This is a genomic window from Thermodesulfovibrio aggregans (assembly GCF_001514535.1).
In the GTDB taxonomy this organism is placed as follows: Bacteria; Nitrospirota; Thermodesulfovibrionia; order Thermodesulfovibrionales; family Thermodesulfovibrionaceae; genus Thermodesulfovibrio; species Thermodesulfovibrio aggregans.
In genome coordinates this window covers 329063-352610 of record NZ_BCNO01000002.1, presented here as the reverse complement: position 1 = coordinate 352610, position 23548 = coordinate 329063, and the positions used below count along the sequence as shown (strand labels likewise).

The following is a 23548-nucleotide window of genomic DNA, read 5'->3' as shown; positions in this document are numbered from 1 at the left end:
CCTTTAACCAGATATATCTGCACCCTCAACAAGGAGGGTTGGTGAGCCTATATTTCCAAAGAATTTTAAATCATTACCTACTGCTTTAATGTTTTTAAAAAGTTCCAGAACATTTCCAGAATATACTGCCTCCTTTACAGGATGTTTTAACTCTCCATTTTCTATATAGATACCTGAAATTCCTACTGAAAATTCTCCACTAACAGGATTAGCTGTATGCATACCCATAACTTCTAAAATATAAATTCCTCTGTCAACCTCTTTTATAATATCTTCTATAGTAGTTTCTACTGACTGAAGATATAAATTTGTAGGACCTACTGATAATCCTCTTTCTGTCCTTACAGCATTTCCAGTAGACAAAGTTCCTGAGCGCTTTGCTGTATATGTATTGTGTAAAAGTGAAATTAAAACCCCATTTTTTATCAAAAACTTTTCCTGTGAAGGAACTCCTTCAGCATCAAAGGGAGTCGAACCAAATCTCTCAGGAATTAATCCATTATCAATAATATTCAGTTTTTCATTTATAACAGTCTTGCCAAGTTTTTCTGCAAATAAAGATTTACCCATTAAATAGTTTTCTGCTGAAAGGGATTGACTTATAAGTTCAAGAAACTCAGAAGAAACAGATGGGTCTAACACTGCAAATCCTTTAAAAGGTTTAATTTTCTGGGGATTAAGAAGCATTAAAGCTTTTTGCGCTGCTTCTCTTGCAACTTCTTCAAAATTAAGATTTTTTAAAAATCTTTCTGCCCTAAAAGCCCATCCCATCTGGGATTCTGAATCCTCAGCAATTGCGATTATGTGTGCTGTAATTGAGGTAAATGGCTGATAAACAGAAAGTCCTTTTGAATTTACTATACCTTTTTCATCAACTGTTATATTTATCTCTGCATTTCTGAGTTTTTTTATTTTTCGGTCAAAAAAAGCCGATTTTTGCATATTAATCAATATACGAGGCAAACTTTCTTTCAACCTTATTAATTGTTCATCAAAGACCTCTACCTGTTTTATCTGTTCAGGGATAGGAAGGTCCAAAAACTCGTCTGGTTCAGATATATTGGCAATTTCAATTGCCCGTTGAAAAGCTTCAGGAACTTTCTCTATTTCAGAACAACTTGTAAATCCTGCTTTTTTATCCTTTATTACTCTTATTGAAAAAAAATCCCTTATTGCTTCCTTTTTTTTATCAATATCTAAATCCTTGCCTTCTACTGAATAAACTTTTCTCTTAAAAAAATAAATCTCCCACTCAAATTGAACTTTAGGGATTTTGCTTAAAATTTCATTCAAAATAAGTGGCTGAAGCATAATCTGACTCCCACACAGTCACACTATGAAGTCTTACTGGAGTTGTGCTTAATCTATCTTTCAAAGACATATATATCCACCTTGCTATATTTTCACTTGAAGGATTTATTTCGTTAAATGGGTGGACTTGATTTATAAAGGAATGATCAAGCTCAGAAATAACATCTTCTGTAATTTTCCTTAATTCTTTAAAATCAATTGCAATGCCTATTTCATTAAGATTTTCAGCAAATACCTCTACTTCAACTTTCCAGTTATGCCCATGAATGTTCTCACATTTGCCCTTGTAACCCCTTAACTGATGAGCAGCATCAAAACCTGTGATTATTTTTAATTTGTACATTATTTAACTTCTTTCTTGAATATCGTTATATAAGGAAGATTTCTGAACATTTCTTGATAGTCAAGTCCATACCCTACCACGAATTTGTTAGGGATTTTAAAACCAATATAATCAACAGGAACATCAACAACTCTTCTTTCAGCTTTATCAAGAAAAACACATATTTTCAATGAAGAGGGATTTAAAGACAGAATTTTTTCTCTAATGATTTTTAAAGAAATTCCCGTATCAATAATATCATCAACAAGAAGTATATCCTTCCCTTGAATTTCTTCTCTTGGAAAGTAATGAATCTTTACTTCACCTGAAGATTTATCTTTTATATAACTCGACGCAACAATGAAATCCACCCTTAATGGTGATTTAATCCATCTTATAAGATCTGAAAAAAACATGAAAGAACCCTTTAAAATACCTATTGCAAGAAGATCCTTGTCGGCATAATCAAGGGAAATTTTATGAGCAAGCTCTTTAACTTTTTTCTGAATCTGCTCTTCTGAAATAAGCGGTGTTCCTATAAACATAGTTAATTATTATACCAAAAAATAAAAACTTTTGAAACCTTAAATGACTTCTAAAAACTTTATATTCAAAATATTATGCTAACAGGCAAAGCAAAAAGATTTTCATCAATTTTATTAATTATCATTTAATTGCTAATAGAAGCGAGAGAGCTTTATATGCCAGGATATTTGATGAGCCTGTTAAAAGATAGTTCCCATTAATCCTGTTTCTGTCCACATCAATCTTGATTGCCCTTAACAGTTCAGGAATTTTTTGTATCTCATCTATAACAACTGGTTTTTTAATACTCTCAATAAATAGTTGAGGATCTGCCTTTGCACTTGAATAAACAGTAATATCGTCAATGGTTATATAATTATCCATTAATAATAGGGCAAGAGTTGATTTGCCAACTTGCCTCGCACCGGTTATAAGTACAACAAAAAAATGTCTCGATGAATCTTGAATTTGAGATAGAATAATTCGTGGCTAAAGCATATATACTCCAAAATATTTTAGGACTATGATACCATAATTTAAAAGATTATGTAATAAACCGTGTTATTCCTTGACATTGCCTACTTTCCAGTACTCAATACTTGCATCTATATCCAGCAATCCTAACTCCTGCATTGCCTCTAACAGAAAAAAGGTGCAAAACAACAGTAGCATGGCAATACCTAAAAATTTTTGCCCTTTCGTCCGAGAATTACGCAAGGCGATGATACTAGGCAGAATCCCAAAAAGAGTTACAACGCCAAAACCACCTGCGATGTCGATTGCCTTGAGAAATATATCTGGATAGATTAATGCGATCAAAAGTGGTGGGATAAATGAGAGAGCACGGCTTAAAAGGGGATTGACAATTCTGAAGTGCTGGTTGGTAAGGTCGTCCATGAATCCTATTAGTCCCATACCATTTGCCAAATAACCAGTAGTGATAGAAACCACACCAAAAAAGCTTGCAATCAGTAAAAATGTTGATGACTGAATGACCTCTGCCATGGGGATGGTAGCTGGCAAATTTTTATGAAAAGCATTTATCAATCCGATTGGGCTATTATCAAGCGGTAGCACGCCAATCCCCACCAGCAGCCAAATGAAGTATATCAGAAAACAAAACGCCATACCAACCAGCATGGTAAGATTGATTACCCGACGATCCCACTGCAGACTCTTGCAGATTGCTGGAATAATGTTGTGAAAATGAAAGGCAGTCAACATAACGGGGATTACACAAAAAAATAGTGACCAATTGGCATGTGCAAGGTTTTCTGCTCTGACATGGGTACCAGCTATGCCAGAAATCACGGCAAAGGCTACGCACTTAACCACTACCAGCATTGAGACATACTTCATAATTGTGTAAACTGAAGCCAGCGATATAATTGAGGTTATGGCAAAGAACCCCAACATCAGCCAGGCGGGTGATAACTTAAAATTGAACAGACTGCAAATGATAGTGGCGATACCAGTCATGTAGGCAGTCAAATAACCGTAAAGGATTACTAAGTTTGCAGCCACTGCTAACCATTTGCCCGTTGCCCCTAAGTAGGTTCTATAAAGACTTGGATAGTTAAAGGTGTCTTCCCGACGCTTGGACGCTTCACCCCCAAGTATAACTGCAGAATAATACATTGCAGCACTTGTGACAAAGAGCCCAATCACTGATGGTATGAAACCAGCAAGCCCTGTGTTGATTGGCAAGGCAAGTATACCAATGCCGATTATATTGCCTACAATCAGAAACTCAATGCTTATTATGCGAAGTAAAGAATGCGTAGGAGTTTGCATAGTTGGTATCCTCTCAACAAACTTTGGCAAGACCGCCCATGGCGGTTTCGCGATATTCAACCTTCATATCGCGTCCAGTCTGAAGCATTGCCTCAATAGCCTTATCTAACCCCACTTTATGCCACTCAGGCAGGCTCTCCTTGGCAATCAAATAAGCTGTCCAAGCCTTAACTGCTCCCATAGCATTACGCTCAATACAAGGGATCTGTACATATCCTTTCACTGGATCACAGGTCATGCCAAGGTGATGTTCTAAGGCTATCTCTGCTGCATTTAAGGCAATTCTTTCATCACAGCCATAAGCTAAAGCAATGAGAGCCGCAGCCATACTAGAGGCAACGCCAATCTCTCCCTGACAGCCCACTTCGGCACCAGAAATGCTTGCGTTATGTTTGGCAATAAAGCCAATGGCAGAGGCACCTAAAAGCGCACGGCGTACCACATCACGGGAGAGCTTTTGGTGCTTTAGCAACACCTGTATCACTGCTGGAATCACTCCAGCTGATCCACAGGTAGGAGCAGTTACCACAATATGACCAGATGCATTCTCTTCAGCTACAGCAAAGGCATAGGCGCAGAGAAACACCAACATCCGGTCAATGGAGCGAGGCATTGCCTTTGCCCGCTGATACAACAAAGCTGCTTTGCGATGTAGACCAATAGGACCGGGTAAAAAACCTTCAGTCACAATACCCCGCTCTACCGACTGTTGCATAACCTTGATGATATGATCTAATTTTTCCTTAATTTGCCTTTTAGAACATCCTGTAATGGCAATTTCATTGGCAAGCATCAGTTCATCTATCCGCAGGCGATGTTTTCTCAGTTGTTTCAAAAGCTGTTCTGCATTGGCATAGGGATAGCGGGGAACGCCCTGCTTTGGCTCTTGCCATCCCTTCCATTGTAGAAAACCACCTCCAACCGAATAATACTCCTTTTCCAGCAATATGTTGTCTTTGCTGTAAAGCCGCATTACTATGGTATTACTGAATGGATAGTTATGTTGTTGATTATCCCATATCATGTCAGTGGGCTTAAAGAGCAATTTTAGCCTGCCCAATGGCAACAAAATACCTTCAGGATTATCAGGATTGATGCCGTCTAAAATAGCAGGGGAACATGATTCAGGCTGATATCCCAAAAGCCCTGCCAGTACTGCCCGATCAGTACCATGTCCTTTACCTGTTGAAGCAAGGGAACCAAATAGATATACCTTCAACTCAGTTGCTTTTTCCTGTTGCTCCTGTGGTAACTGCTGCATAAGGCAGTGAAAATCATAGCCAGCCTTCATAGGTCCGATAGTGTGAGAACTGGAAGGTCCTGGACCTATCTTCAAAAGTTCAAAGACGGAAGTGTTTATGGCTGTCATCATAGCTCTCCTTTGACGACTATGAAATCCATGCAAAAATTTGAAGTTGGACCATTATTTTCTATCAAAAAGGTGCTTAATTTCATTTCTTTAAATCCTTCTTCAAGTCAGCTATAAACTTATCAACAGTCTTTTCAGTTTCGTGTTGCATAATTACATCGTGGGCTAAAGGTCCTCCCAATCTCTCATCGTATTCAGGGGCAAGGTCCCACTTCTTCATTATCCAGTCACTTGGTCTTTTGAAGAAAACAGTGTTAGACATGGGATTTAACCAGGCTGGATAATTCATTTCATCAAGCCTTTTCTTGAGATACTGGGCTACTGACAGGATATGCTCTGCCTGTCTCTTATATTCTTTTTCACCGTTTTTCACCAAATGCCACCAGAATTTCAATGCCCCTAAGGCAGACCTGGAGCATGTTATTGTCGGTACCGCATCATTGAGATAGTTAACCTTAAAGGGGTTTTGATTATTAAACACCTCCATAGTGGTAATGAATAGACCAAGTGGCTCATCAAAGCCAAAGAACTTATGCCCACTCACTGCAATGGAATCAAAATTCATTTTTTCTCTGTTGACTATATCCCTATATTTTGTAAAAGGCAAAAAACCTCCAAATAATGCTGCATCATACATAGTATATACTGCCATAGGCTTGACCTTGTTTACAATCTCTGCAATCTTTGGGTGGTCATCAATGGCACCTTTAAATGTGGTTCCAATGGCAATTACTATTAATGCAGGCTTTGTTGGATCAAGGGCTTTTTCAAAGGCAGATACATCCATCTGCCCCATAGGTAAGGTTGGAATTAACTTTAGCTCAAGGTTCATCACATCAGCCAATCTCTTTATAGAATAGTGAGCCTCTTCTGATACATACACTATAGGTAACTGCTTTGTCTTTGCTTGTAAATATTTTACGCCAAAATACATACCGTGCATATTACCGTCTGTCCCGCTATGGGTAACAATACCCCAGTATTCTCCTTTTTTAAAGCCAAAGAAAGGAGCAAAATACTCGATTACCTCCCTTTCAAACTCGTGGGAATTTATTAAGGCACCAGAGGGCTTCCATGGATTGCCTACATTGTTCATGTGAATATTGCAAAGTCCACTTTCAACATACCACTTGTAAAAATCCTTTGTGTTTATGTTTTGATTATTTGGGTATCCTATAACATACCTACTCCTCTTTACACACTCCTTTGCAAAGGCATTCATCCTTGCCATTGGGATAGTGGCTGCTTCTGCCTCTTTTACCAGCAACTCCAAGGGTTCCATCTTCATCAACTCTGTGAGGGTGTATCCTCCAGTTGTGGCTACTGTGATTGCTCCTGCTAATTTCATAAAATCTCTGCGATTCATGATTAAATACCTCCTTTTTTATGCATCTCCCTTATCCAGCAAGGGATTAAGGCTATTTATCTTTTCAACTCTTCGGCTACAAATTCACCCTCACTAAAAAACTTTATTTAGCTCTTTATAAGTCTTGCCTTTGATAGTACCAAGGTCAGTGTGCTTTATCTTGACCTCTTTATGATAGTTAGCACCAATGAGACCGTAGTAGATGCTGCCGTATTTTTGAATTTTTAGGCATGTTTTTGGCTGTGTCTTATTTTTCATTGTTGTCAAGAATAAGCAATTGCAATTGCTATTTTGCCGAGCTCTGAATTTTTCTTCTTAAGATTTCTTATTGTTATCCAATCTTCCATGCTTATCACCCTTTCCTTTCCCCCTGTTTTAGGAATTATTTTAATAAAAGGGTGGGTCAATTTTCAGTGAGAATTTTCACTCATGATTACGAACACGGGCTCTCTTCTGTCATTGCGAGGAGCGTAAGCGACGAAGCAATCTCTACAGTCAGTCATTGCTAACGCCTTTTTTTATCATTGCAAGAAGCGTCCTCCTCTGTCATAGCGGGCTTTTCCCCTGTCATTGCGAGTAACTTTTTTCTGTCATTGCGAGTAACTTTTTTCTGTCATTGCGAGCCGAAGGCGAAGCAATCTCTTCGTTACAACTCTGGAAAAAATGGGAAGACTGCTTCGGGTGGAATGCCACCCTCGCAGTGACGAATATGGTTTCTATTACTCACTTCTCTGCTTCAAGTTACAGATCCCATTGCAATTTTACAAAAAAGTCATTACCGTAACAACAGGTTATGATTATATCCTGAAAATGCCGATATGAACAGATAAACACTATGCCAACGGCTATTTCGTGCTTCCTAAAGTAAGTATGTGGAAAAACAAGATTGATTTAACACGTAATGTCAGAACAAAATCGTTACCAGCTTGATATGGTTTGTTCGGCTGATTTAATTTTACAATTCTAACACACACATTTTGGTATAATTTAAAGAAAAAACGGAGGCTCTCATGAAAACAATTGGGGTTTTTACAGTAGGTGGTAGTCCTGCACCAATTGTTAATGCCATTAAAGAGACCAACTTTGACTTCATCTACTTTATCTGCTCTTCAGGAAAATCAGAGGTGGCATCAGAGAGAATTGTTGATGGAGAGAAGTTAAAAGACAATGAAATAATTATTGTAAGAGAATGTAATCTTACATCTGAACAATATGAAAAAATACTTCTTCCAGTGGACATAATTGACGACCTTAACGAAACATTTAAAGAAATAGAAAAACAGCTGATTAGTAGAATCAACGAAAGATTTCCTGAGAAAAAAACTATAAAAGTAATTGCCAACTACACTGGTGGTACAAAAACCATGAGTGTTGCATTGGTGCTTGTCAGTATCTTTCAAGAAGGTTGGGAACTTTGTTTTAATGCCGGTCAGAGAACCAATCTAACTAAAATTGACAGCGGAGACTTCCCAGTTGCCATTAACAAAATGAATCTCCTTTATAGAATTGACAAAACCTATTTCGATTCATTGATGAAAGGCTACTACTACGAGGAAATTATTGAAAAAACAAAAACTTATCTTAAATATCCTCTGAATCACGAAACACGAAATGAAATAATGCTGATAAGGAACATACTTTATGCCTTTGTTTTATGGGATAAATTTCAGCATGAGGGTGCCTATGAGGAGTTTGAAAGAATACTGAAAGCAATTACAAAAGACAGTCCAGTTCAAAAATCGGTAGTAAAGTATTATCTCTGGCTCAAGCAAATTCTTGGAAAGAAAGAGCCATTTCATGGATATGAGAGAGTAATTGACCTGATGATGAATGCTGAACGAAGGGCTGAACAGGAAAGATACGACGATGCCGTTGCGAGATACTACAGAGCTATAGAGATGATTGCTCAGTTACGACTAAAGCTTTCCTATGGAATAGATAACTCCAAGATAAACTGCGACGAACTTAAAATAGATGTTCAAAATTCAAAGTTCAATGTTCAAACTGAAAAAGCAATAGAGTTTCTAAGAGAAGAATGCAAGAAAAATAGTGAAGACGGAATTCTGAAACTTGCCCTTACAAAGAGCTATGAATTACTTGGAAGTATGGATGATCCTGTGGGAAAACTCTATCTTGAGAGAAAAAATAAGCTTCTTGACTGCCTGAAATCAAGAAATAACTCCATACTTGCTCATGGATTAACGCCAATACTAAAAGAAGAGTTTAGAGAAATAAAAGACCAATTTCACAACTTCTTAACTGATGCACTTAAAGCAGCAGGAGTAAAAGACTTTGCCCAGGCTTTACAGTTTCCACAAGCTCTAAAAGACATAGGATTTTAGCTATATTTATTGAGCTGGTGTGTGGTATTGCAGTCTTGTTAATCTTTTTTCATAGTTAGTTAAATATGATATCATATACTATGCAATAACTCTTGGAGGTTTTAAATGCCTGTATTGGAAGAAAGAGTAAGTAAACTTGAAGAAGTTTTAGAAGAGTTCATCAGAAGTGTCGGAATTGAATTTAACAAACTTTACAACTCTCAGATGAGGACTGAAGCAGAACTTCGTGCATTCAAAGAGGAGATGAGAGAGTTCAAAAATGAAATGAGAGAGTTCAAAAATGAAATGAGAGAATTCAAAAATGAAATGCTCGAATTCAAAAAGAGGCAGGAAGAGGAAAACAGGCGTAAAAATCAGGAGTGGAGCAATCTTGCCAAAAAAATGGGAACCATTGTTGAAGACCTTGTAGCACCAGCCTTGCGTCCTGTGTTGAAAAAATACTTCAACTGTGAGGTTACTCTTGAAGGGCAGCGAATGTTCAGAAGAAAAAACGGAGAGGACTATGAAATAGATGCTATAGCAGCCTGTGAAGACAAAGTCTTCATGATTGAAGTTCGTTCAACTCCCCGAGTTCAGGATGTAGACGCCATAAAAGAGAAGTCGCGAAGATTTTTCGAGTTTTTCCCTGAGTTTGCTCAAGGAAGACAACTGATAATTATATTTGGCAGTATAACTTTTCCTGACAATGTAATAAAGTATGCGACCCGTTCAGGTATATATGTAATGGGATGGAGAGAGTGGGAATACATGGACATACTGAACTTCGAAGAAATCGGTTAAATATCTTATTAAGACTATGTCTGTGCATTTTTAGTTTCTTGAAAAAATATACTGTACTTTCAATATCGCAAAAAGTCCAAGCAACGAAGTAATCCCTCATTTTACCGACAGAGGCAGTTAGAGATTCCTCAGGGCATCGAACCCTTCGGAATGACAGAAGAAGGTATCGAGTCCATCCCGTTTAAGAAAAAGGCATTGAGTCCTGCATGATGAGAGAAAAACGAGTCATTGCGAAGGTGCGTTAGCGCCTGAAGCAATCTCGCCTTTTCATTATTGTATGAACTCAGAGACTGCTTCGGGACATTTAATCCCTCGGAATGACTAAAAAGGTGCATTGTAGTGGGATCAGAGATTCCTCAGGGCATCGAGTCCCTCTGAATGACAGGAAAAAGAGACATCGGGACATCCACTTTGACAGTTAAAAATTTAAAATTTCCTTTTATACCGCACCCACACAAAATTACCCCCCTTGACAGTGAACGAAAGTTCAATTATAATATTCTCATGAAAAGAGATGATAAACTAAAGGAAAGAATCACCCGTCTCATGCTTTTCTATAGGGAAAACGGCAGAATGCCATCTTACTCTGAGATTTCACAGTTACTTGGATTCAGCTCAAAAAATGCAGCTTTCAAATTCGTTGAAAAACTAATTAAACTCAATATCGTAGAGAAAGACTTAAAGGGTAGACTTATTCCAAAAACTCTCACAAATCCCATAAAAGTCTTAGGCTTAGTTGAGGCAGGTTTTCCCTCTCCTGCAGAGGAAGAACTTATTGATACAATCTCCCTTGACCGATGGTTAATCAACAATCCCTTATCTACTTTCATGCTAAAAGTAACAGGAGACTCTATGATTGAAGCAGGAATAATGCCCGATGACTATGTTCTTGTGGACAGGTCTCTTCTACCAAAAAGTGGAGACATAGTTATTGCACAGGTTGATGGACAGTGGACAATGAAGTATCTAAGGCGAGTTGGAAAAGAGGTAATCCTTGAGCCTGCTAATCCCAGCTATAAACCTATAAAACCAAAGAAAGAGTTAAACATAGCAGGCGTTGTTGTTGCAGTAATAAGGAAGTTAAAATGACTGAAAGACCATTAATGATTCATGATTGGATTAAAGCTATCCTTCACATAGATGCCGATGGCTTTTTTGCCTCTGTTGAGCAGGCAGTAAATCCCTTACTTAAGGGAAAGCCTGTAATAGTTGGAGCAGAAAGAGGAATGGCAACAGCAGTAAGCTATGAAGCAAAGGCAAAGGGAATAAAAAGAGGCATGCTAATTCATGAGATAAAAAAACTCTGCCCCGATGCAGTTTTCATCAACTCAGATTATGAAAAATACTCTCTCTTTTCAGTAAGAATGTTTGAGATACTGAGAAGATTTTCTCCGCAGGTAGAGGAATACTCTATAGATGAGGCATTTGTTGACCTTACAGGGCTTCGTAGAGTTTATCACTGTTCCTACGATGAGATTGGAATGAGAATAAAAGAAACGATAAAGAAAGAGCTTGGCATTACAGTATCAGTTGGGATAAGCCTTACAAAGGTGCTTGCAAAGGTAGCATCAAAACATAAAAAACCTGACGGACTAACAGTAATACCGGGAAGACAGATACATCTTTATTTACAGGACCTTCCCATTGAAAAAATATGGGGAATAGGTCACAATACAGCCGCATACTGCGAAAAACTCGGCATAAAGACAGCACTTCAGTTTGCAACTAAATCTGAAAGCTTTATAAAAAAGCATTTTTCAAAACCATTTTATGAAATATGGCATGAGCTTAATGGAAGAAGCATATATCCAGTAAATCCTGAACCAAAGAAGGAATACAGATCAATAAGCAAAGCAAAGACATTTACACCGACAAAAGAAAAAGAGGAAGTTTATGCCCATCTTGTAGAAAACCTTGAAAATGCCTGTTTCAAAGCAAGAAGATATGGATTATGTACAAAGAAAATCATAATATTTATAAAAACACAGGATTTCAGAGACAGAGCCTGTGAAATAAGGCTTAATTCAGAGACAGCCTATCCTGAAGATATATTTCCCTTTATGAAAAGAGCTTTTGAAACAATCTATGAGAAAGGAGAGACATACAGACAGACAGGAGTTGTACTGGTTGAACTCACATCAATGAAGATGAGACAGGGCAGTCTCTTTGAAAATCAAGTAAAGTTAGACAAAATTGAAAAACTCTACAATACTCTCGATGAGTTGAAGATAAGGTTTGGAAGAGATATTTTAGTGCATGGTGCGGTTTTAAATAAAAAGGAAAAAGTGAAGAGGCAGCAGAGGATGAAAATCCCTTTTATTAATTTGAAAATTTAAATATTGACAAAATGCATGAACTATGTATTAACTTAAACTCTACCCATTAAAGAGAGGAAAACTGAGGACAAATTTACGCTGGAACATGAAAAAAATCTTCATATCTAATAAATTTTTTCTGTTTGTTCTCCTTACTCTGCCATTATTCTTCATATCATACCCAATAGAAAAGACCTTTGCTTCCCAATCCATTATAAACTCTATTGAACAATGTAACTCCCGTATACTTAATTGTGAAAAGATAAAAACTCTATACAGAGCCTTAGACTTTGAGCCCGTATGGAATGAAAAGAGGATAAATGACCTGAAAGTCCTCATTGAAAAATCAAAATTTGAAGGATTAGACCCTTCCCACTATAAAGTCGATTTTTCAGGAACAAAGGATGAAAATGAGCTGAGAATTACGAATACTCTCATAAAAATTGCATATCATGCCTATTATGGTTTTATAAATCCAGCTAAGGTTTTTGAAAGATGGGACTTTCCCAAAAAGAGAGATATAGTGTTGGAAACCCTCATAGAATTGATTAAAGATGACAGACTCTTATCTCTCTTTGACAGGCTCTCACCAAAATACGAAAACTACAGACTTTTAAAGGAGTATCTCATAAAATATTACAATCTTTTGGATAGAGAAAAATTCAACAAAATAGATCTCAAAGGAAAGATAAAACCCGGACAAATGCATCCAGCCGTGGCAGAGATAAGAAAGAGACTTTATCTTCTTGGATTTATCGATAATTCTTCAGAATCTCCTTTTTTTGATGAAAAATTAAAAGAGGCTATAGTCAAATTTCAGAAATTACATAATCTTGAAACAGATGCAATCATTGGAAAAAATACTGTCAAGACTTTAAATCTTTCAATCAAAGATAGAATCAATCAAATAAGGATAAATCTCGAAAAATTTAGATGGCTTCCTGAAAGTTTTGGCGAAAAATACATATTGGTAAATATTCCCTCCTTTGAAGCCTATTTTTATGACAAGGGACAACTTCTTCTCTATAGTCGCATAATAGCAGGTAAGGATTTTCAAGAGGACTTTAGACCTACACCTCTACTTTACAGCAAAATAACTCGTATAATCATCAATCCTGATTGGTACGTACCACATAAAATAGCATTAAAAGACATCCTACCGAAGATATTAAAAAATCCCCAATACATAACCAGTGAAAATATAAAAGTCTATAAAGAAGGAGAGGAAATTGACCCATCTACAATAGATTGGAAGAACATAGATGAAAAAAACTTTAATTTCAAATTGATTCAGAAAGCAGGAAAGAATAATGCTTTAGGAAAGATAAAGTTTCACATGCCAAATAATTTTGATGTATATTTACATGACACCCCCGACAAAAAACTTTTTACAAGGAATAAAAGAGCCTTTAGTTCAGGCTGTATAAGAGTTGAACAAGCTTTACCTTTAGCTTTAATGTTGATTGAAAACAATAACTCAATGAACTGGGATGGGAATAAATTTAAGGAAGCACTTAAAAGCGAGAAAACATTTTATATCAATCTAAAAAATCCTGTACCCATATATATTCTCTATTTTACAAATCTTGTAAAAGATGGAGAACTCTATTTTTTTGATGATATTTATGGCTATGACAGCATTATCGCTAAACATTTACTAAAAAATTAGAGTATCATTTCCTCATAAGTTTCCGAATTATCCAGTTAAAATTTCTGATTGCTGAACCTGTAAGCCTGAACCCCAATGATACAATGCTCAAGATAAAAAGTGTCTTTGGTATAAATTTCATTTTTATCCTCTGGGCTGTTTTTATACCTTAACTCAAATCAAGCAAAGACATCTATTATTTTACCCTGAGACTCCTCATTCTGTTTATTCATGTTAAGCTCAAACTGAGCTTTCATCTTTTTAATTGCTGCCACCTGGGCAACCTTTATGTCCTGTGGAGAAGGATCAGAAGGTGCAAGAGCAGCAGCCTCTATGATTTCCATTTTTTTGATTGTCTCCTCCGGTGAACGCTTTTCTGATACATCAAGAGAAACTTCACCGCCTGTTACATACATTCTTCCATCAGGTCCCTTTGTATATGTATAACTTACAGATTTTGCATATCTGCCTGCTACTGATTTATGTGCCAATTCATGGGCTATCACCCGATTTTCAATGTTTCTAAGTTTTTGTATTATTTGATTAATTTTCTGCTGTTCAATTGTATTTATTATCTGAACGGATGAGTATTGATTATCTACCTTCATGTTGAAATCTTATTAAAAATCAAAAGACTAAATCAATAATTTTTCACGCTGAATTTAAAAAGTGGAACAATGAGATTCTCTCATAAAAAATGAATAAATACAGCGAACGCCCAAATACTTAACACAGGGAGTTTTTAGAGCGTGATATACTGGGGATAAGAGATTTTTTTAGAAGTCGGGGTAATAGGGTTGAGAGAGATTGTTTATATGGGAGAAGTCAAGGCTGTAGAAGAATATGAGAAGGGGGTCATTTTGGGAGATAAGTTTTGCGATTTGGAACTCTGCGAAAGTGGTTTTACAGGTCAAATCATAGGAGACCTCATGGGTGGTGTATTTAGGAAATATGATAACTGAATCGAGGTAAAAGGAAGAGCTCTAAACCATAAAAATGTAAAATATAAGAAATTGCAGAATATTGAACAACCTAAAATAGACTTACAGGAGGTAAAGACCATGGAAAAAGAAATCGACGAATTGAAAATACGAGAACTTCCTGGAGATTTAAAAAAGGATGTTTTAGATTATATAGAATTTCTCCTATTTTTTTAAGGGACAAAATGTAAGTGTTTGCTTTCAATTTTCGTCCATCTTTTGAGAGTCCATACTTGTCAAAGATCGTTGATACTGTAGTTAAAGGTCAAGTTGAGGATAATCCCCCAAAACCTCGAGTTTTATGTTTATTTAACAAATCATCATGTGCCGTCAAATAAGTTTTTAAAACGTCAAGTAAGTTTTTAAAAACGGTTGTGTAAATTTTTTTATGTACAAAAATGACAGAGCAATAAAAAACACAAATTTCTACTAAAACTGCCAAAAACAATTTAAATACTGAACACTACGACTTCTCCGCTTCACTTATGTGTCCTTAAGGATGGTTCGTAGGTAAGACACAGTTTTTCTAATTACATGCCCTTTTACTTGTAATTGTGGACTTTTACCCTCTCATTGCGAGGAATGTCAGCGACGAAGCAATCTCTACAGTCCATCATTACAACCGCCCTTTTTTATCATCGCAAGAAGCGTTCTCTTCTGCCATTGTGTGCTTTTTCTGTCATTGCGAGTTGTTTTTCACTTTGTCATTGCGAGGAGTGTCAGCGACAAAGCAATCTCGCCTCTCTCTCGTCATTGTGACTCCGAGCACAGCGAGGGAGAAGCAATCTCTTCGTTTCAACTCTGTAGGAATGGAGAGACTGCTTCAGGTGGAATGCCACCCTCGCAGTGACAAGTATGGTAGCTCAACACTGAAAGTCGCAATCCCTTTTAGATGAGGTCAAGTTTCCAAGTGTAAATTTTCATGAAAATTGGCCCGGGTTTTTTCACGAAATTTGACCCACCCTATATAGTATCATTTTTTATTCTTTTTTCACCCCTTTCTCAAATAATTCTTTCATCCTGTAGCTTTTCCCTGTTATAAAAAAGGGATAACAATGATGAAGAAGTCTGTCAAGTATTGCTGCTGCTATTACTTCATCTCCAAATATCTCATTCCACTCTTCAAATGGCTTGTTCGTTGTTATTATTGTTGAGGTCTTTTCATATCTCTTTGATATGAGTTTAAAAAATAAAGCTGCTGATGCCTTGCTTATCTCAAGATATCCAACTTCATCTATTATCAGCAGCTCTATTCTGCTCAGACTTTCTATATATTGTGGCAATGTTTTTGAATAAGGCTTGGATTTGAAATTTTTTACCATCACAAGAAATGGCGATATATCAGTCACTGTAGCTCTTTCTCTTTTATTAATAGTTCAATCTCTTTCCATGCATCCTTTCCAAAAAATTCCAATGCCATGTACTCTGTTTTTTTAATTTCCTCGTCATTCATCACTCTTAGAAGTTGTATTAAATCCTCATTGTCTTTATCTCTACCAGAATCGTACTTAAATTGCACTAACCACATTGGTCTTAAAACTGCAACATTAACTCCTTCCCACTTTACCCACTCTCTCCAATTATCAAAAAATAATCCATCTTTAACTATCAATACATCAACCTTTATACCACCTCTTTTCCCAGAAATAAAGAATCTTTCGATTAAGCCTCCTGTTATTACACCTCCGCCACTGGTCACACTCCAATCTCTATCGTATAAAAACTTAACTATATCTTCAAAATGCCCTTCCTCAATAACAATGTCTATATCACCCTTAGTGGCAGTACGACCAATAACCCAATAAGCTACCGCAACTCCGCCAGCAACTGCATAAGCCACATCATCTGCATACAGTAAACTGAATAGTTCTATCAAATCCTTTCTCTGTTCCCTGGAGAATGCTTCATTTAAAATCTCATCTAACTTTCTCATCTTCCATTTTTCTCCCAATCAAAATTTAATGTTAAAAAAAGAAAAAGCTGAAATTAATACAGCTTTTGTGGCTTTAAAAATATAACATACTTAGTATAACTCTCTAATGGTAGTTTCAGATTAAATCTGGACCAATGCAGTTTAATGGCAAAATTTATCCTACAAAATAGAGAGTGATAGGTCATAATTTGTAAAATGAGATATAATCCAAAATGTCAGAATAATTATTGATTAATCCAAGTTCAACTCTTTCTTTGCCGAACTCTTCTTTTCTTGATTTCTTCTTTTATGAACTCAATTAGATTTTTCTCAGTTACCGTAAATTTAAGTCTCGACTCAAAAAATTCAAACCTTTTCAACTTCATTTTCTTAATTGGTCTCTGGGAAAGAGACCACAGATTAAATAGATAGACGAGCCTGCAATCCTTTGACTGATGGTCATCAATGTCTACACAGTCATTATATATATCATCGAAATCTATTGAGTAAAACTTATGGGCTATGTATTCATCCTCATTTATCTCTCTCTCTACAGCCTCTTTTGCCATATTGAACAATTCTAAAATGAGTTCATGGTCTGTAATTTTATCGAAATTAACCTTAGCATCATTAAATATCTGCTTTATTTTTTCCTTTTCGAGTTCATTTTTGTTGTCTATCAGGCTTTCAACAATGTTAGAAAAAACATGATAGTCTGTAATTTCTATATCCCCTTGATTCTCCTCTTCAAATATTTGTTCCTCAAAAATTTCTTCTGTTAATTCTTCATCATCCAAATTGTCTTTTTCTTTAAAATACTTATCCAATAATCCTTTTGGTTCTTTCTGTGAAAAAAGTACTTCTATTCCCTCTCTAAATTTTTTTGTCCTTTCAAGAGCTTCCTGAGTAGGATTGAAGATTCCCTGATAAAGGGTTTCAACAAATTTTCTAATCTCTCTTTCTCTTATTAGCTTAAATCCTAACTCAAATGCCTCATTAAACCGAAAAGTCAGGTCATCTACAGCAAGAAACAGAAATTCTTGAAGTATCAGTAAATTGTCAATTCTAAAATTTGTTTTTAAGTCTTTTTGTGCAATTGAATTTAATTTTTTAAGTTCATAATCTGACCAATTTTTAAGGTATTTAATCAGCATACGCTTTAATTGATTTTTACTGTATTTTCCAAAAGAAAATCCTTTTCTAAAGAGTTCCTCAAGTATCATTTCACCATTCAGGCTATTTTCTTTATCTTCATCTAAAATGTCATAGACTGCCTCTTCAATTTTTCTTAACTCCTTCTCTGTAAAATAAACACGCTCTTTCATTTGTTGCCCCTTTTTATCTGCAAACTATTTCATGGAGACTCTCAATAACTACACTGTTTCTGTAAACTGAAGTGTAGGTTTTTAATTCAGGATTTGTTGGAGAGTCCTCAACCCATTTACCTTTTCTCTTTGAGAGTATGTAGATGAGATCAAGAGGTGAATTCCTGCTGCCGCAATTTACTGATAGGTCTGCGATAATAATCTCATTTCCTTTTTCAACCAGCTTTGTTGTAATAAAGACACTTCCACCAACAGATGGAGCAACAGAATCTTTATCATAGAACAGTTCAAGCACATTATCTTTTGAACTTGCGAATTTAACCCAGTTTCTATTTTTAAATTCATCCTTTTCCTTCTTTTTTAATTTTTTGACATACTTACCATCCATAATTCCATTTAGTCCACAATAAATCGAACAGTTCTGTGTTTTTAAATCAATCTGATTATTTTTAAATGTGAAGGTAATAAGGCATCCCTCTTCATCTCTGAAAATTGCTCTATTTTTCTCTATAAATGTAGCTACGCCTTCAACATTACAGGTATACCAACCACCTGTAACTGTGTTAAGTTCAAATTCAAATTTATCCTTTTCCTTTGCTTTAATTTCAATTCCTCCATCAACTCCTTTAAGTTTAATCATGTACTCTCCAGAGATATCAGAGAATGCAAAAGCTAATTTACTGAAAAGCAAAAATAAGATTAAAAATAAACATACAATTTTATTCATTTTTAACCTCCTTCAGCTATTCTGAAATCCTACTTTATCATGTTTAATTTCTGATTTAAAAGAGCCATAAAGCCTGTTGATAGCTGAAAGCACTGCCTCTGGCTCGTATCTTATATTCCTGAATCTTTCTCTGCTTAAATACTTAACCAGTGTTACAAGAAATGCTCCTGTTACCTTCAAGGAAGAAAGACGCTTTAGTATTCTTTCATCTTTGAATACTTCTGCAAGTCTATCATCTCTGGATTCTCTCATTACAAGGGTACTGTAAAATTCTGCCTCAAGACAACCAAACTCAATTATAAGATCAAACCTACCAGGTCTTCTTAAGGCAAAGTCAACAAGGTATCTGTCGTTAGTGGTGGCAATCAGAAAAATATTGTCCTTTGTTATGAACCCATCAAGAGCCTGAAGTGCTGTTGAAAGTTCGTCTCTTTTGAGAGTGCGATCCCTTGAACCAACCAGCAGGTCAATGTCATCGATACATACCAGAACAGGTCTGAAAATCTCGGCAAATTCAAAGACAACTTCAAGAGAAACTCCACATCCAGCATCAACTACAAAAATTGTAAGATTCTCTCTTATTTTTTTGCATTCAGAAATAATTGCTCTGATTGTATCAGTTTTTCCTGTTCCAGGTTCGCCAATGAAAAGATATCTTAATGAGCTACCACCAATCCTGACAGAGTCAACAAAGTCTTCCAGATCAGTTTTATCAATCAAATATATGTCTTCAAGAGTGATGTCAGGTGGAGGAATTATCTTAAAAGTTAACTTATCGTTTGCTGAATCATAGACTAATCTTAAAATCTTACCTGAATATCCTGAGTTTAAAACAGCTTCCTTAAGTATTGTCTCAGCAAGGTCAGCGGGTCTGAAATCACCTGTTATCTCTCCTGAAATGACGAGGCAATAAATCTTTCCAACTCTGTCCTCAAATGAAGTGCACGAGATAAAATATCTCTCACGCCTGAATCTGATTACACCAAGAATAGAGGGCTCACTTGACATTACATTCTCAAAAAGATCAAAACCCATTATGTTAGGAAGGGAAAATATACCTGGTTGGGTAAATGAGAAAAGATCGACAAGTTCAAAACTATCAGTTGAGACCAAGCCCATATGGATTTTAAGCAGATATGACTTTATTGATTGATATATTTCATAATTAACCATTCTGATAAAAGAAGATATTGGCAGTGTTAAGTTTTGACGAAATCTACCTATTTTTCTCATAAAAAACTCCTTTTTGATTTTTTGTATTTAAGTTATAAATTTGAAAAGATTTAAGGAAGGTTAAATCTGGTGAGGTGAAAAGCCGTCGTTTTCAAGTCCAAGATTATTCACTATATAAATATTATACTATGAACAATTTATATCAGTCAAATATAATAGAACGGAACGATATAATAGAACGGAACGAGGTACTGTTCATCTTGCCAAGAGAAAAAAAAGATGGGTTATACTTCAAGAAAAAAGATGTGAAAGCCAAAATATCGGAAGACCAAGTTTTGACTAATACAACTTAATAAAGGGGGAATACTATGGCAAAGGCTCCTTATGAATTTAACAGCAGAGATGAATTGATAGAATATCTTCGTTCAGAAAAAACTCGGATAAGGGCTAATGATTTCTTTTCTAAGAGAATTCCAAATATCGAAAGTGTTGTAAGAGAAGGGGTTTCGGGAAATACCTTTCGTGCTTTTCGAAAGCTCCCGAAGAAGCCTTCCGTTGTATTCAGAGAATGGGGCACAAAGTGGATAACAGGGGCTATGGAAAGACTCCAAACAATCAATACAGAAGATGAATATGAGATATTTGTTCTTGAGTCGACTGATAATCTACGTTTAGAATGGCTTAAGATAATGAGCTCAGAACTGGGTTTTGGGATTGCCTCAAAGCTGTGCAATCTTGTACTTAAGAAACTGCCTTGTCTTTTAAATCTTGATGAGGATTTTAAACAAAGATTGATTCGTTTACTCCATGTTCCCCTTGATCACTACTCTATAGTTGGATTGAGAAGGCTTATTACTAATCCCAAGATACCATCTAATGCAACAATGAATTTTATTAAAAAACCAGAGGAATATCTACTACTTCAGAGATACATAGCGGATGTAGCTAAAGAAGCAGGTGTCCCTGCAATTTACTATGATATCCTGGCCTGGGATATGGCACATTAGAAGAGGATAAAAATCAGCTTTAAGAGCTTTCTTTACAGTGTTTCTTGATACCCCAACAAGCTTAGCAATTGCTCTTGTGCCAAGCTCTGGATTTTTCTTCTTAAGATTCCTTATTTTTACCCAATCTTCCATGCTTATCACCCTTTCCTTTCCCCCTGTTTTAGGGGTTATTTTAATAGAAGGGTGGGTTAATTTTCATGAGAAAAGTGGGGCAATTTTCAGTGAGAATTTTCAGGAAGAACTTTTAAGCAAGCCCTCATTAATCACAGCCTCTATCAAGAGAGGTGGCAGGAAATACATAAAGCCACTGAGTACCGTGGAGTATCAGATAGACCAGGAAACTACAAAACAGGATGAAGCCTTTGATGGATATTTTGGGATACAGACCTCTGAAGAAGGATTCACAGCCACAGAAGTACTTAACAGTTATCATGAGCTATGGAGAATAGAGGAAAGTTTCAGGTGTATGAAGAGCAATCTTGAAGTTAGACCAATATTTCACTGGACAGAGAGAAGAATAAGGGGGCACTTTGTGATGTGTTTCATAGCCTTTTTACTTGAGCGAGCCCTTGAGATAGAGATAAAGAGAGCTGGAGAGAGCATCTCTCAAGACAAAATCAGAGAAGCCATAAATAGGATGAATTATGTAGAGATTGAAGTAGATGGTAGAAAAGTGTATATAAAGACCAAACTTACCCCAGAAGGTAGAAAAATCCTTAAAGCAATAGGGATGAAAGCACCCTCCAATATAATTTCAGAAGAAGAACAAGCTTAAGTAAACCATTGACAGTCAAAGCTTTAGAGGCAGTTGTAGTGGTAAAAATTTTCTTTAATATTGTAAAAATCTTTTATTTTCAATAATTTTCAAAATTTAACTGACAAAGTCAAGTAGTGATTATATTATAGAAAAAAAGAAGAAGTAAAACCACATTTCCTGAAACTTCAGTAAAAAGAGGCTAAAAAAATTTTTTTGAAGATATAATGTAATAAAAGAATAGTAAAATTCCTTTTAAAAGTAAGATTCTTCGCCTGTCTGTCACAGGCGAAGAATCTCTCAAAATTTCTACATAATCTTACTTCTTTCTCACAACCATTACAGGTCTGGCAATTGTTCCAATAACTCTGTCTGTGACACTTCCCATAAAGAACTTTTCAATTCCTGTTTTACCATAGGTCCCCATCACTACAAGTCCAACTGAATTTTTGTTTGCCGTATCAACAATCTGTTCAAAGGGTTCCCCCTTTGCAACAATCGTTTGAATCTTAAGGCCTTCCCTTTCAGCAACCTCTTTTACTGCTTTTACGGCTTCCTCAGCATAAACAACATCACTGTCTCTTTTGGCAACTGACACAGCAATTAGCTCACTACCAAATCTTTTTGCTGCTCCTATTGCTTCCTGTGCAGCTACATTGCTGTAAACAGAACCATCGGTTGCAAGCAGAATCTTATCAAAATTCAAAGTTGCACCAACCGGAACTACCAGAACTTTGCAAGGTGCATTTCCTATTACTTTTTTGCCAACTGCACCGAGCATTACACCTTTTTTGCCAAGGATAATCAAATCAACACTATTTTTAATTGCCTCGTCAATTATGTACTTGTATGGTTCTGGTCCTGTATAGCTTATTGTTTCGCACTTTACACCTGCTTTGTCAGCAATTGTCTTTACCTCATCAAGAGCCTGATTTGCTCTTTTTTCTAAAGTATCTATTAACTGGGGCAGTGTTTCCACAAACTCTGCTGCAAAAATTGGCACTTCAGCAACGCATATTGCATAAACTGTGCTGCTACAGGGTTTTGCAAGGTCAACTGCTGCCTGTGCTGCAAACTTTGCTGCTTCTGAGCCATCGGTTGCTACTAAGATTTTATCTAATTTTGTTAAAGGGCATGCTCCAATTGCCATTTTATACCTCCTTCTTTACCTTTGCTTTCTTTGTGGAAAGTCCTAAACCTTCAAATAGATAAAGAACTCCAAAGCCGTACCAGATTGTATAGATAACATAGAAAACAAGAAGACCTGTTGCCACACCTGCTTTTTCTGAAATTTTAACTGCCTGAATTCCATAAAAGTTATATGCAGGCTCAATTGCCTTTGTTATAACAGTTTTAACAAAATTGGCATCCTCAGCCTTCTTATCAAGTATTAATTTCTTATTAACAAGACTTAAAGCATTATGCCACTGTCTGAACATCTGTTTCATCTTTTCATCATCGGTAACATCGTATTTTTTCTTAATGTAGTCTCCATTGTTGTGATACATCTGGTCAGCATCTTCAATAGCTGAAGCCATAATTGCACCAAAATCTCCAGTAATATGAACTTTTGAACCCTGCACCTCTGCCTTTGCACCATTTATTGTGAATACCTTAGCTATTCTCTCAGCTCTTTTTTCTGCATCACCAGGTTTGTCTCCTTCTTTCTTTGCATCAATCACCACATCAAGAACTTTACCTTTATATTTTTCTACATCTTTTTTCAACTTCGGAATCTGATAAGCTGAGCCTTTTGCAAGCTTGTTAAAAAGGTCATCACTGTATTCAAGTCCGTTCATCCCCTGTCCATAGATTGGTGCGAATATAAGTATCAGCACACCTACAAAGCTTCCAAGTAAAATCAATCCCCATGCTAAATGTTTTTTGTCAGCAGCCAT

General features: G+C 36.2%; 23 protein-coding genes and 1 pseudogene. 8 read left to right on the top strand and 16 right to left on the bottom strand.

The features are described 5' to 3' along the window. Nucleotides 1-3: 3 nt before the first annotated feature. The 8 genes from TAGGR_RS08270 to TAGGR_RS10705 all read right to left on the bottom strand — a co-directional run bounded on the left by TAGGR_RS08270 (nucleotide 4) and on the right by TAGGR_RS10705 (nucleotide 6945). The gene (locus TAGGR_RS08270) at nucleotides 4-1311 is read right to left on the bottom strand and encodes a TldD/PmbA family protein (RefSeq protein ID WP_059176891.1); all 1308 of its coding nucleotides are present in this window, start codon (nucleotides 1309-1311) and stop codon (nucleotides 4-6) included. Then, on the bottom strand, nucleotides 1286-1654 hold the full coding sequence (queD, locus tag TAGGR_RS08265) for a 6-carboxytetrahydropterin synthase QueD (protein WP_059176890.1): 369 nt from the start codon (nucleotides 1652-1654) through the stop codon (nucleotides 1286-1288). Before queD ends, TAGGR_RS08270 begins: the two co-directional genes overlap by 26 nt. Continuing rightward, entirely contained in the window at nucleotides 1654-2178 is a 525-nt protein-coding gene (gene hpt / locus TAGGR_RS08260; protein ID WP_059176889.1) for a hypoxanthine phosphoribosyltransferase, read from the bottom strand. The genes queD and hpt overlap by 1 nt, the downstream gene beginning before the upstream one ends. A 121-nt stretch (nucleotides 2179-2299) precedes the next feature. Continuing rightward, nucleotides 2300-2590, bottom strand: a complete 291-nt coding sequence (locus TAGGR_RS08255; RefSeq protein ID WP_269083331.1) for an AAA family ATPase — start codon at nucleotides 2588-2590, stop codon at nucleotides 2300-2302. A gap of 129 nt (nucleotides 2591-2719) precedes the next feature. After that, entirely contained in the window at nucleotides 2720-3952 is a 1233-nt protein-coding gene (locus TAGGR_RS08250) for an aromatic amino acid transport family protein (protein WP_059176887.1), read from the bottom strand. Between the two features lie 13 nt (nucleotides 3953-3965). Next, nucleotides 3966-5321, bottom strand: a complete 1356-nt coding sequence (locus tag TAGGR_RS08245) for an L-serine ammonia-lyase (RefSeq protein WP_059176886.1) — start codon at nucleotides 5319-5321, stop codon at nucleotides 3966-3968. 82 nt (nucleotides 5322-5403) lie between these two features. Next, nucleotides 5404-6687: an aminotransferase class V-fold PLP-dependent enzyme gene (locus TAGGR_RS08240; RefSeq protein WP_059176885.1), complete on the bottom strand. Its 1284-nt coding sequence runs from the start codon at nucleotides 6685-6687 to the stop codon at nucleotides 5404-5406. A 93-nt stretch (nucleotides 6688-6780) separates the two neighbouring features. Beyond that, the gene (locus tag TAGGR_RS10705) at nucleotides 6781-6945 is read right to left on the bottom strand and encodes a hypothetical protein (protein ID WP_161936203.1); all 165 of its coding nucleotides are present in this window, start codon (nucleotides 6943-6945) and stop codon (nucleotides 6781-6783) included. 752 nt (nucleotides 6946-7697) lie between these two features. On the opposite strand from TAGGR_RS10705, the gene TAGGR_RS08235 reads away from it, so the two are divergent. The 5 genes from TAGGR_RS08235 (at nucleotide 7698) to TAGGR_RS08215 (ending at nucleotide 13793) form a co-directional block, all read left to right on the top strand. Beyond that, complete coding sequence (locus TAGGR_RS08235) at nucleotides 7698-9029, top strand: TIGR02710 family CRISPR-associated CARF protein (protein WP_059176884.1); 1332 nt, start codon at nucleotides 7698-7700, stop codon at nucleotides 9027-9029. Between the two features lie 105 nt (nucleotides 9030-9134). Next, a complete protein-coding gene (locus TAGGR_RS08230; protein ID WP_059176883.1) occupies nucleotides 9135-9809 on the top strand; it encodes a hypothetical protein in 675 nt (224 codons plus the stop codon). Between the two features lie 504 nt (nucleotides 9810-10313). Continuing rightward, nucleotides 10314-10898 (top strand): transcriptional repressor LexA, encoded by a 585-nt coding sequence (lexA, locus tag TAGGR_RS08225; RefSeq protein WP_062338502.1) that lies wholly within the window; start codon nucleotides 10314-10316, stop codon nucleotides 10896-10898. Continuing rightward, nucleotides 10895-12145: a DNA polymerase Y family protein gene (locus tag TAGGR_RS08220; protein WP_059176881.1), complete on the top strand. Its 1251-nt coding sequence runs from the start codon at nucleotides 10895-10897 to the stop codon at nucleotides 12143-12145. Before lexA ends, TAGGR_RS08220 begins: the two co-directional genes overlap by 4 nt. An 85-nt stretch (nucleotides 12146-12230) precedes the next feature. After that, nucleotides 12231-13793, top strand: a complete 1563-nt coding sequence (locus TAGGR_RS08215; protein WP_059176880.1) for a L,D-transpeptidase family protein — start codon at nucleotides 12231-12233, stop codon at nucleotides 13791-13793. Nucleotides 13794-13951: 158 nt separating this feature from the next. Here TAGGR_RS08215 and TAGGR_RS08210 read toward each other — a convergent pair whose 3' ends face one another. After that, nucleotides 13952-14380 (bottom strand): putative metalloprotease CJM1_0395 family protein, encoded by a 429-nt coding sequence (locus TAGGR_RS08210; protein ID WP_059176879.1) that lies wholly within the window; start codon nucleotides 14378-14380, stop codon nucleotides 13952-13954. A 189-nt stretch (nucleotides 14381-14569) separates the two neighbouring features. Here TAGGR_RS08210 and TAGGR_RS10700 point away from each other — a divergent pair, with 189 nt between their 5' ends. Next, nucleotides 14570-14734, top strand: coding sequence for a hypothetical protein (locus tag TAGGR_RS10700; protein ID WP_161936202.1), 165 nt, complete (start codon nucleotides 14570-14572; stop codon nucleotides 14732-14734). A 998-nt stretch (nucleotides 14735-15732) separates the two neighbouring features. On the opposite strand, the gene TAGGR_RS08205 is transcribed toward TAGGR_RS10700, so the two are convergent. The 5 genes from TAGGR_RS08205 to TAGGR_RS08185 all read right to left on the bottom strand — a co-directional run bounded on the left by TAGGR_RS08205 (nucleotide 15733) and on the right by TAGGR_RS08185 (nucleotide 19949). Continuing rightward, on the bottom strand, nucleotides 15733-16101 hold the full coding sequence (locus tag TAGGR_RS08205; RefSeq protein ID WP_201783836.1) for an ATP-binding protein: 369 nt from the start codon (nucleotides 16099-16101) through the stop codon (nucleotides 15733-15735). Then, a complete protein-coding gene (locus tag TAGGR_RS08200) occupies nucleotides 16098-16685 on the bottom strand; it encodes a hypothetical protein (RefSeq protein WP_059176878.1) in 588 nt (195 codons plus the stop codon). The genes TAGGR_RS08205 and TAGGR_RS08200 overlap by 4 nt, the downstream gene beginning before the upstream one ends. Nucleotides 16686-16927: 242 nt before the next feature. Next, a complete protein-coding gene (locus tag TAGGR_RS08195; RefSeq protein WP_059176877.1) occupies nucleotides 16928-17989 on the bottom strand; it encodes a hypothetical protein in 1062 nt (353 codons plus the stop codon). Between the two features lie 13 nt (nucleotides 17990-18002). Further along, entirely contained in the window at nucleotides 18003-18716 is a 714-nt protein-coding gene (locus TAGGR_RS08190) for a hypothetical protein (protein ID WP_059176876.1), read from the bottom strand. Between the two features lie 12 nt (nucleotides 18717-18728). Beyond that, entirely contained in the window at nucleotides 18729-19949 is a 1221-nt protein-coding gene (locus TAGGR_RS08185; protein WP_059176875.1) for an ATP-binding protein, read from the bottom strand. Between the two features lie 308 nt (nucleotides 19950-20257). On the opposite strand from TAGGR_RS08185, the gene TAGGR_RS08175 reads away from it, so the two are divergent. Next, nucleotides 20258-20896, top strand: a complete 639-nt coding sequence (locus tag TAGGR_RS08175) for a hypothetical protein (RefSeq protein WP_059176873.1) — start codon at nucleotides 20258-20260, stop codon at nucleotides 20894-20896. 235 nt (nucleotides 20897-21131) lie between these two features. Next, a pseudogene (locus TAGGR_RS08170) lies at nucleotides 21132-21671 on the top strand (IS1634 family transposase); the annotation flags it as partial. Nucleotides 21672-21969: 298 nt separating this feature from the next. Here TAGGR_RS08170 and TAGGR_RS08165 read toward each other — a convergent pair. After that, nucleotides 21970-22800, bottom strand: a complete 831-nt coding sequence (locus TAGGR_RS08165) for a universal stress protein (RefSeq protein ID WP_059176871.1) — start codon at nucleotides 22798-22800, stop codon at nucleotides 21970-21972. A gap of 1 nt (nucleotide 22801) precedes the next feature. After that, nucleotides 22802-23548 carry a hypothetical protein gene (locus TAGGR_RS08160; protein ID WP_059176870.1) on the bottom strand — a complete coding sequence of 249 codons (747 nt, stop codon included), beginning with the start codon at nucleotides 23546-23548 and terminating at the stop codon, nucleotides 22802-22804.

What these genes read in the sequence shown, in the direction of transcription:
- TAGGR_RS10705 (WP_161936203.1), bottom strand. Translation starts at nt 6,945, where the DNA reads ATGAAAAATAAGACACAGCCAAAAACATGCCTAAAAATTCAAAAATAC.
- queD (WP_059176890.1), bottom strand. Translation starts at nt 1,654, where the DNA reads ATGTACAAATTAAAAATAATCACAGGTTTTGATGCTGCTCATCAGTTA.
- TAGGR_RS08190 (WP_059176876.1), bottom strand. Translation starts at nt 18,716, where the DNA reads ATGAATAAAATTGTATGTTTATTTTTAATCTTATTTTTGCTTTTCAGT.
- TAGGR_RS08215 (WP_059176880.1), top strand. Translation starts at nt 12,231, where the DNA reads ATGAAAAAAATCTTCATATCTAATAAATTTTTTCTGTTTGTTCTCCTT.
- TAGGR_RS08270 (WP_059176891.1), bottom strand. Translation starts at nt 1,311, where the DNA reads ATGCTTCAGCCACTTATTTTGAATGAAATTTTAAGCAAAATCCCTAAA.
- lexA (WP_062338502.1), top strand. Translation starts at nt 10,314, where the DNA reads ATGAAAAGAGATGATAAACTAAAGGAAAGAATCACCCGTCTCATGCTT.
- TAGGR_RS08230 (WP_059176883.1), top strand. Translation starts at nt 9,135, where the DNA reads ATGCCTGTATTGGAAGAAAGAGTAAGTAAACTTGAAGAAGTTTTAGAA.
- TAGGR_RS08185 (WP_059176875.1), bottom strand. Translation starts at nt 19,949, where the DNA reads ATGAGAAAAATAGGTAGATTTCGTCAAAACTTAACACTGCCAATATCT.
- TAGGR_RS08220 (WP_059176881.1), top strand. Translation starts at nt 10,895, where the DNA reads ATGACTGAAAGACCATTAATGATTCATGATTGGATTAAAGCTATCCTT.
- TAGGR_RS08165 (WP_059176871.1), bottom strand. Translation starts at nt 22,800, where the DNA reads ATGGCAATTGGAGCATGCCCTTTAACAAAATTAGATAAAATCTTAGTA.
- TAGGR_RS08160 (WP_059176870.1), bottom strand. Translation starts at nt 23,548, where the DNA reads ATGGCTGCTGACAAAAAACATTTAGCATGGGGATTGATTTTACTTGGA.
- TAGGR_RS08210 (WP_059176879.1), bottom strand. Translation starts at nt 14,380, where the DNA reads ATGAAGGTAGATAATCAATACTCATCCGTTCAGATAATAAATACAATT.
- TAGGR_RS08250 (WP_059176887.1), bottom strand. Translation starts at nt 3,952, where the DNA reads ATGCAAACTCCTACGCATTCTTTACTTCGCATAATAAGCATTGAGTTT.
- TAGGR_RS08195 (WP_059176877.1), bottom strand. Translation starts at nt 17,989, where the DNA reads ATGAAAGAGCGTGTTTATTTTACAGAGAAGGAGTTAAGAAAAATTGAA.
- hpt (WP_059176889.1), bottom strand. Translation starts at nt 2,178, where the DNA reads ATGTTTATAGGAACACCGCTTATTTCAGAAGAGCAGATTCAGAAAAAA.
- TAGGR_RS08175 (WP_059176873.1), top strand. Translation starts at nt 20,258, where the DNA reads ATGGCAAAGGCTCCTTATGAATTTAACAGCAGAGATGAATTGATAGAA.
- TAGGR_RS08245 (WP_059176886.1), bottom strand. Translation starts at nt 5,321, where the DNA reads ATGACAGCCATAAACACTTCCGTCTTTGAACTTTTGAAGATAGGTCCA.
- TAGGR_RS08200 (WP_059176878.1), bottom strand. Translation starts at nt 16,685, where the DNA reads ATGAGAAAGTTAGATGAGATTTTAAATGAAGCATTCTCCAGGGAACAG.
- TAGGR_RS08235 (WP_059176884.1), top strand. Translation starts at nt 7,698, where the DNA reads ATGAAAACAATTGGGGTTTTTACAGTAGGTGGTAGTCCTGCACCAATT.
- TAGGR_RS08240 (WP_059176885.1), bottom strand. Translation starts at nt 6,687, where the DNA reads ATGAATCGCAGAGATTTTATGAAATTAGCAGGAGCAATCACAGTAGCC.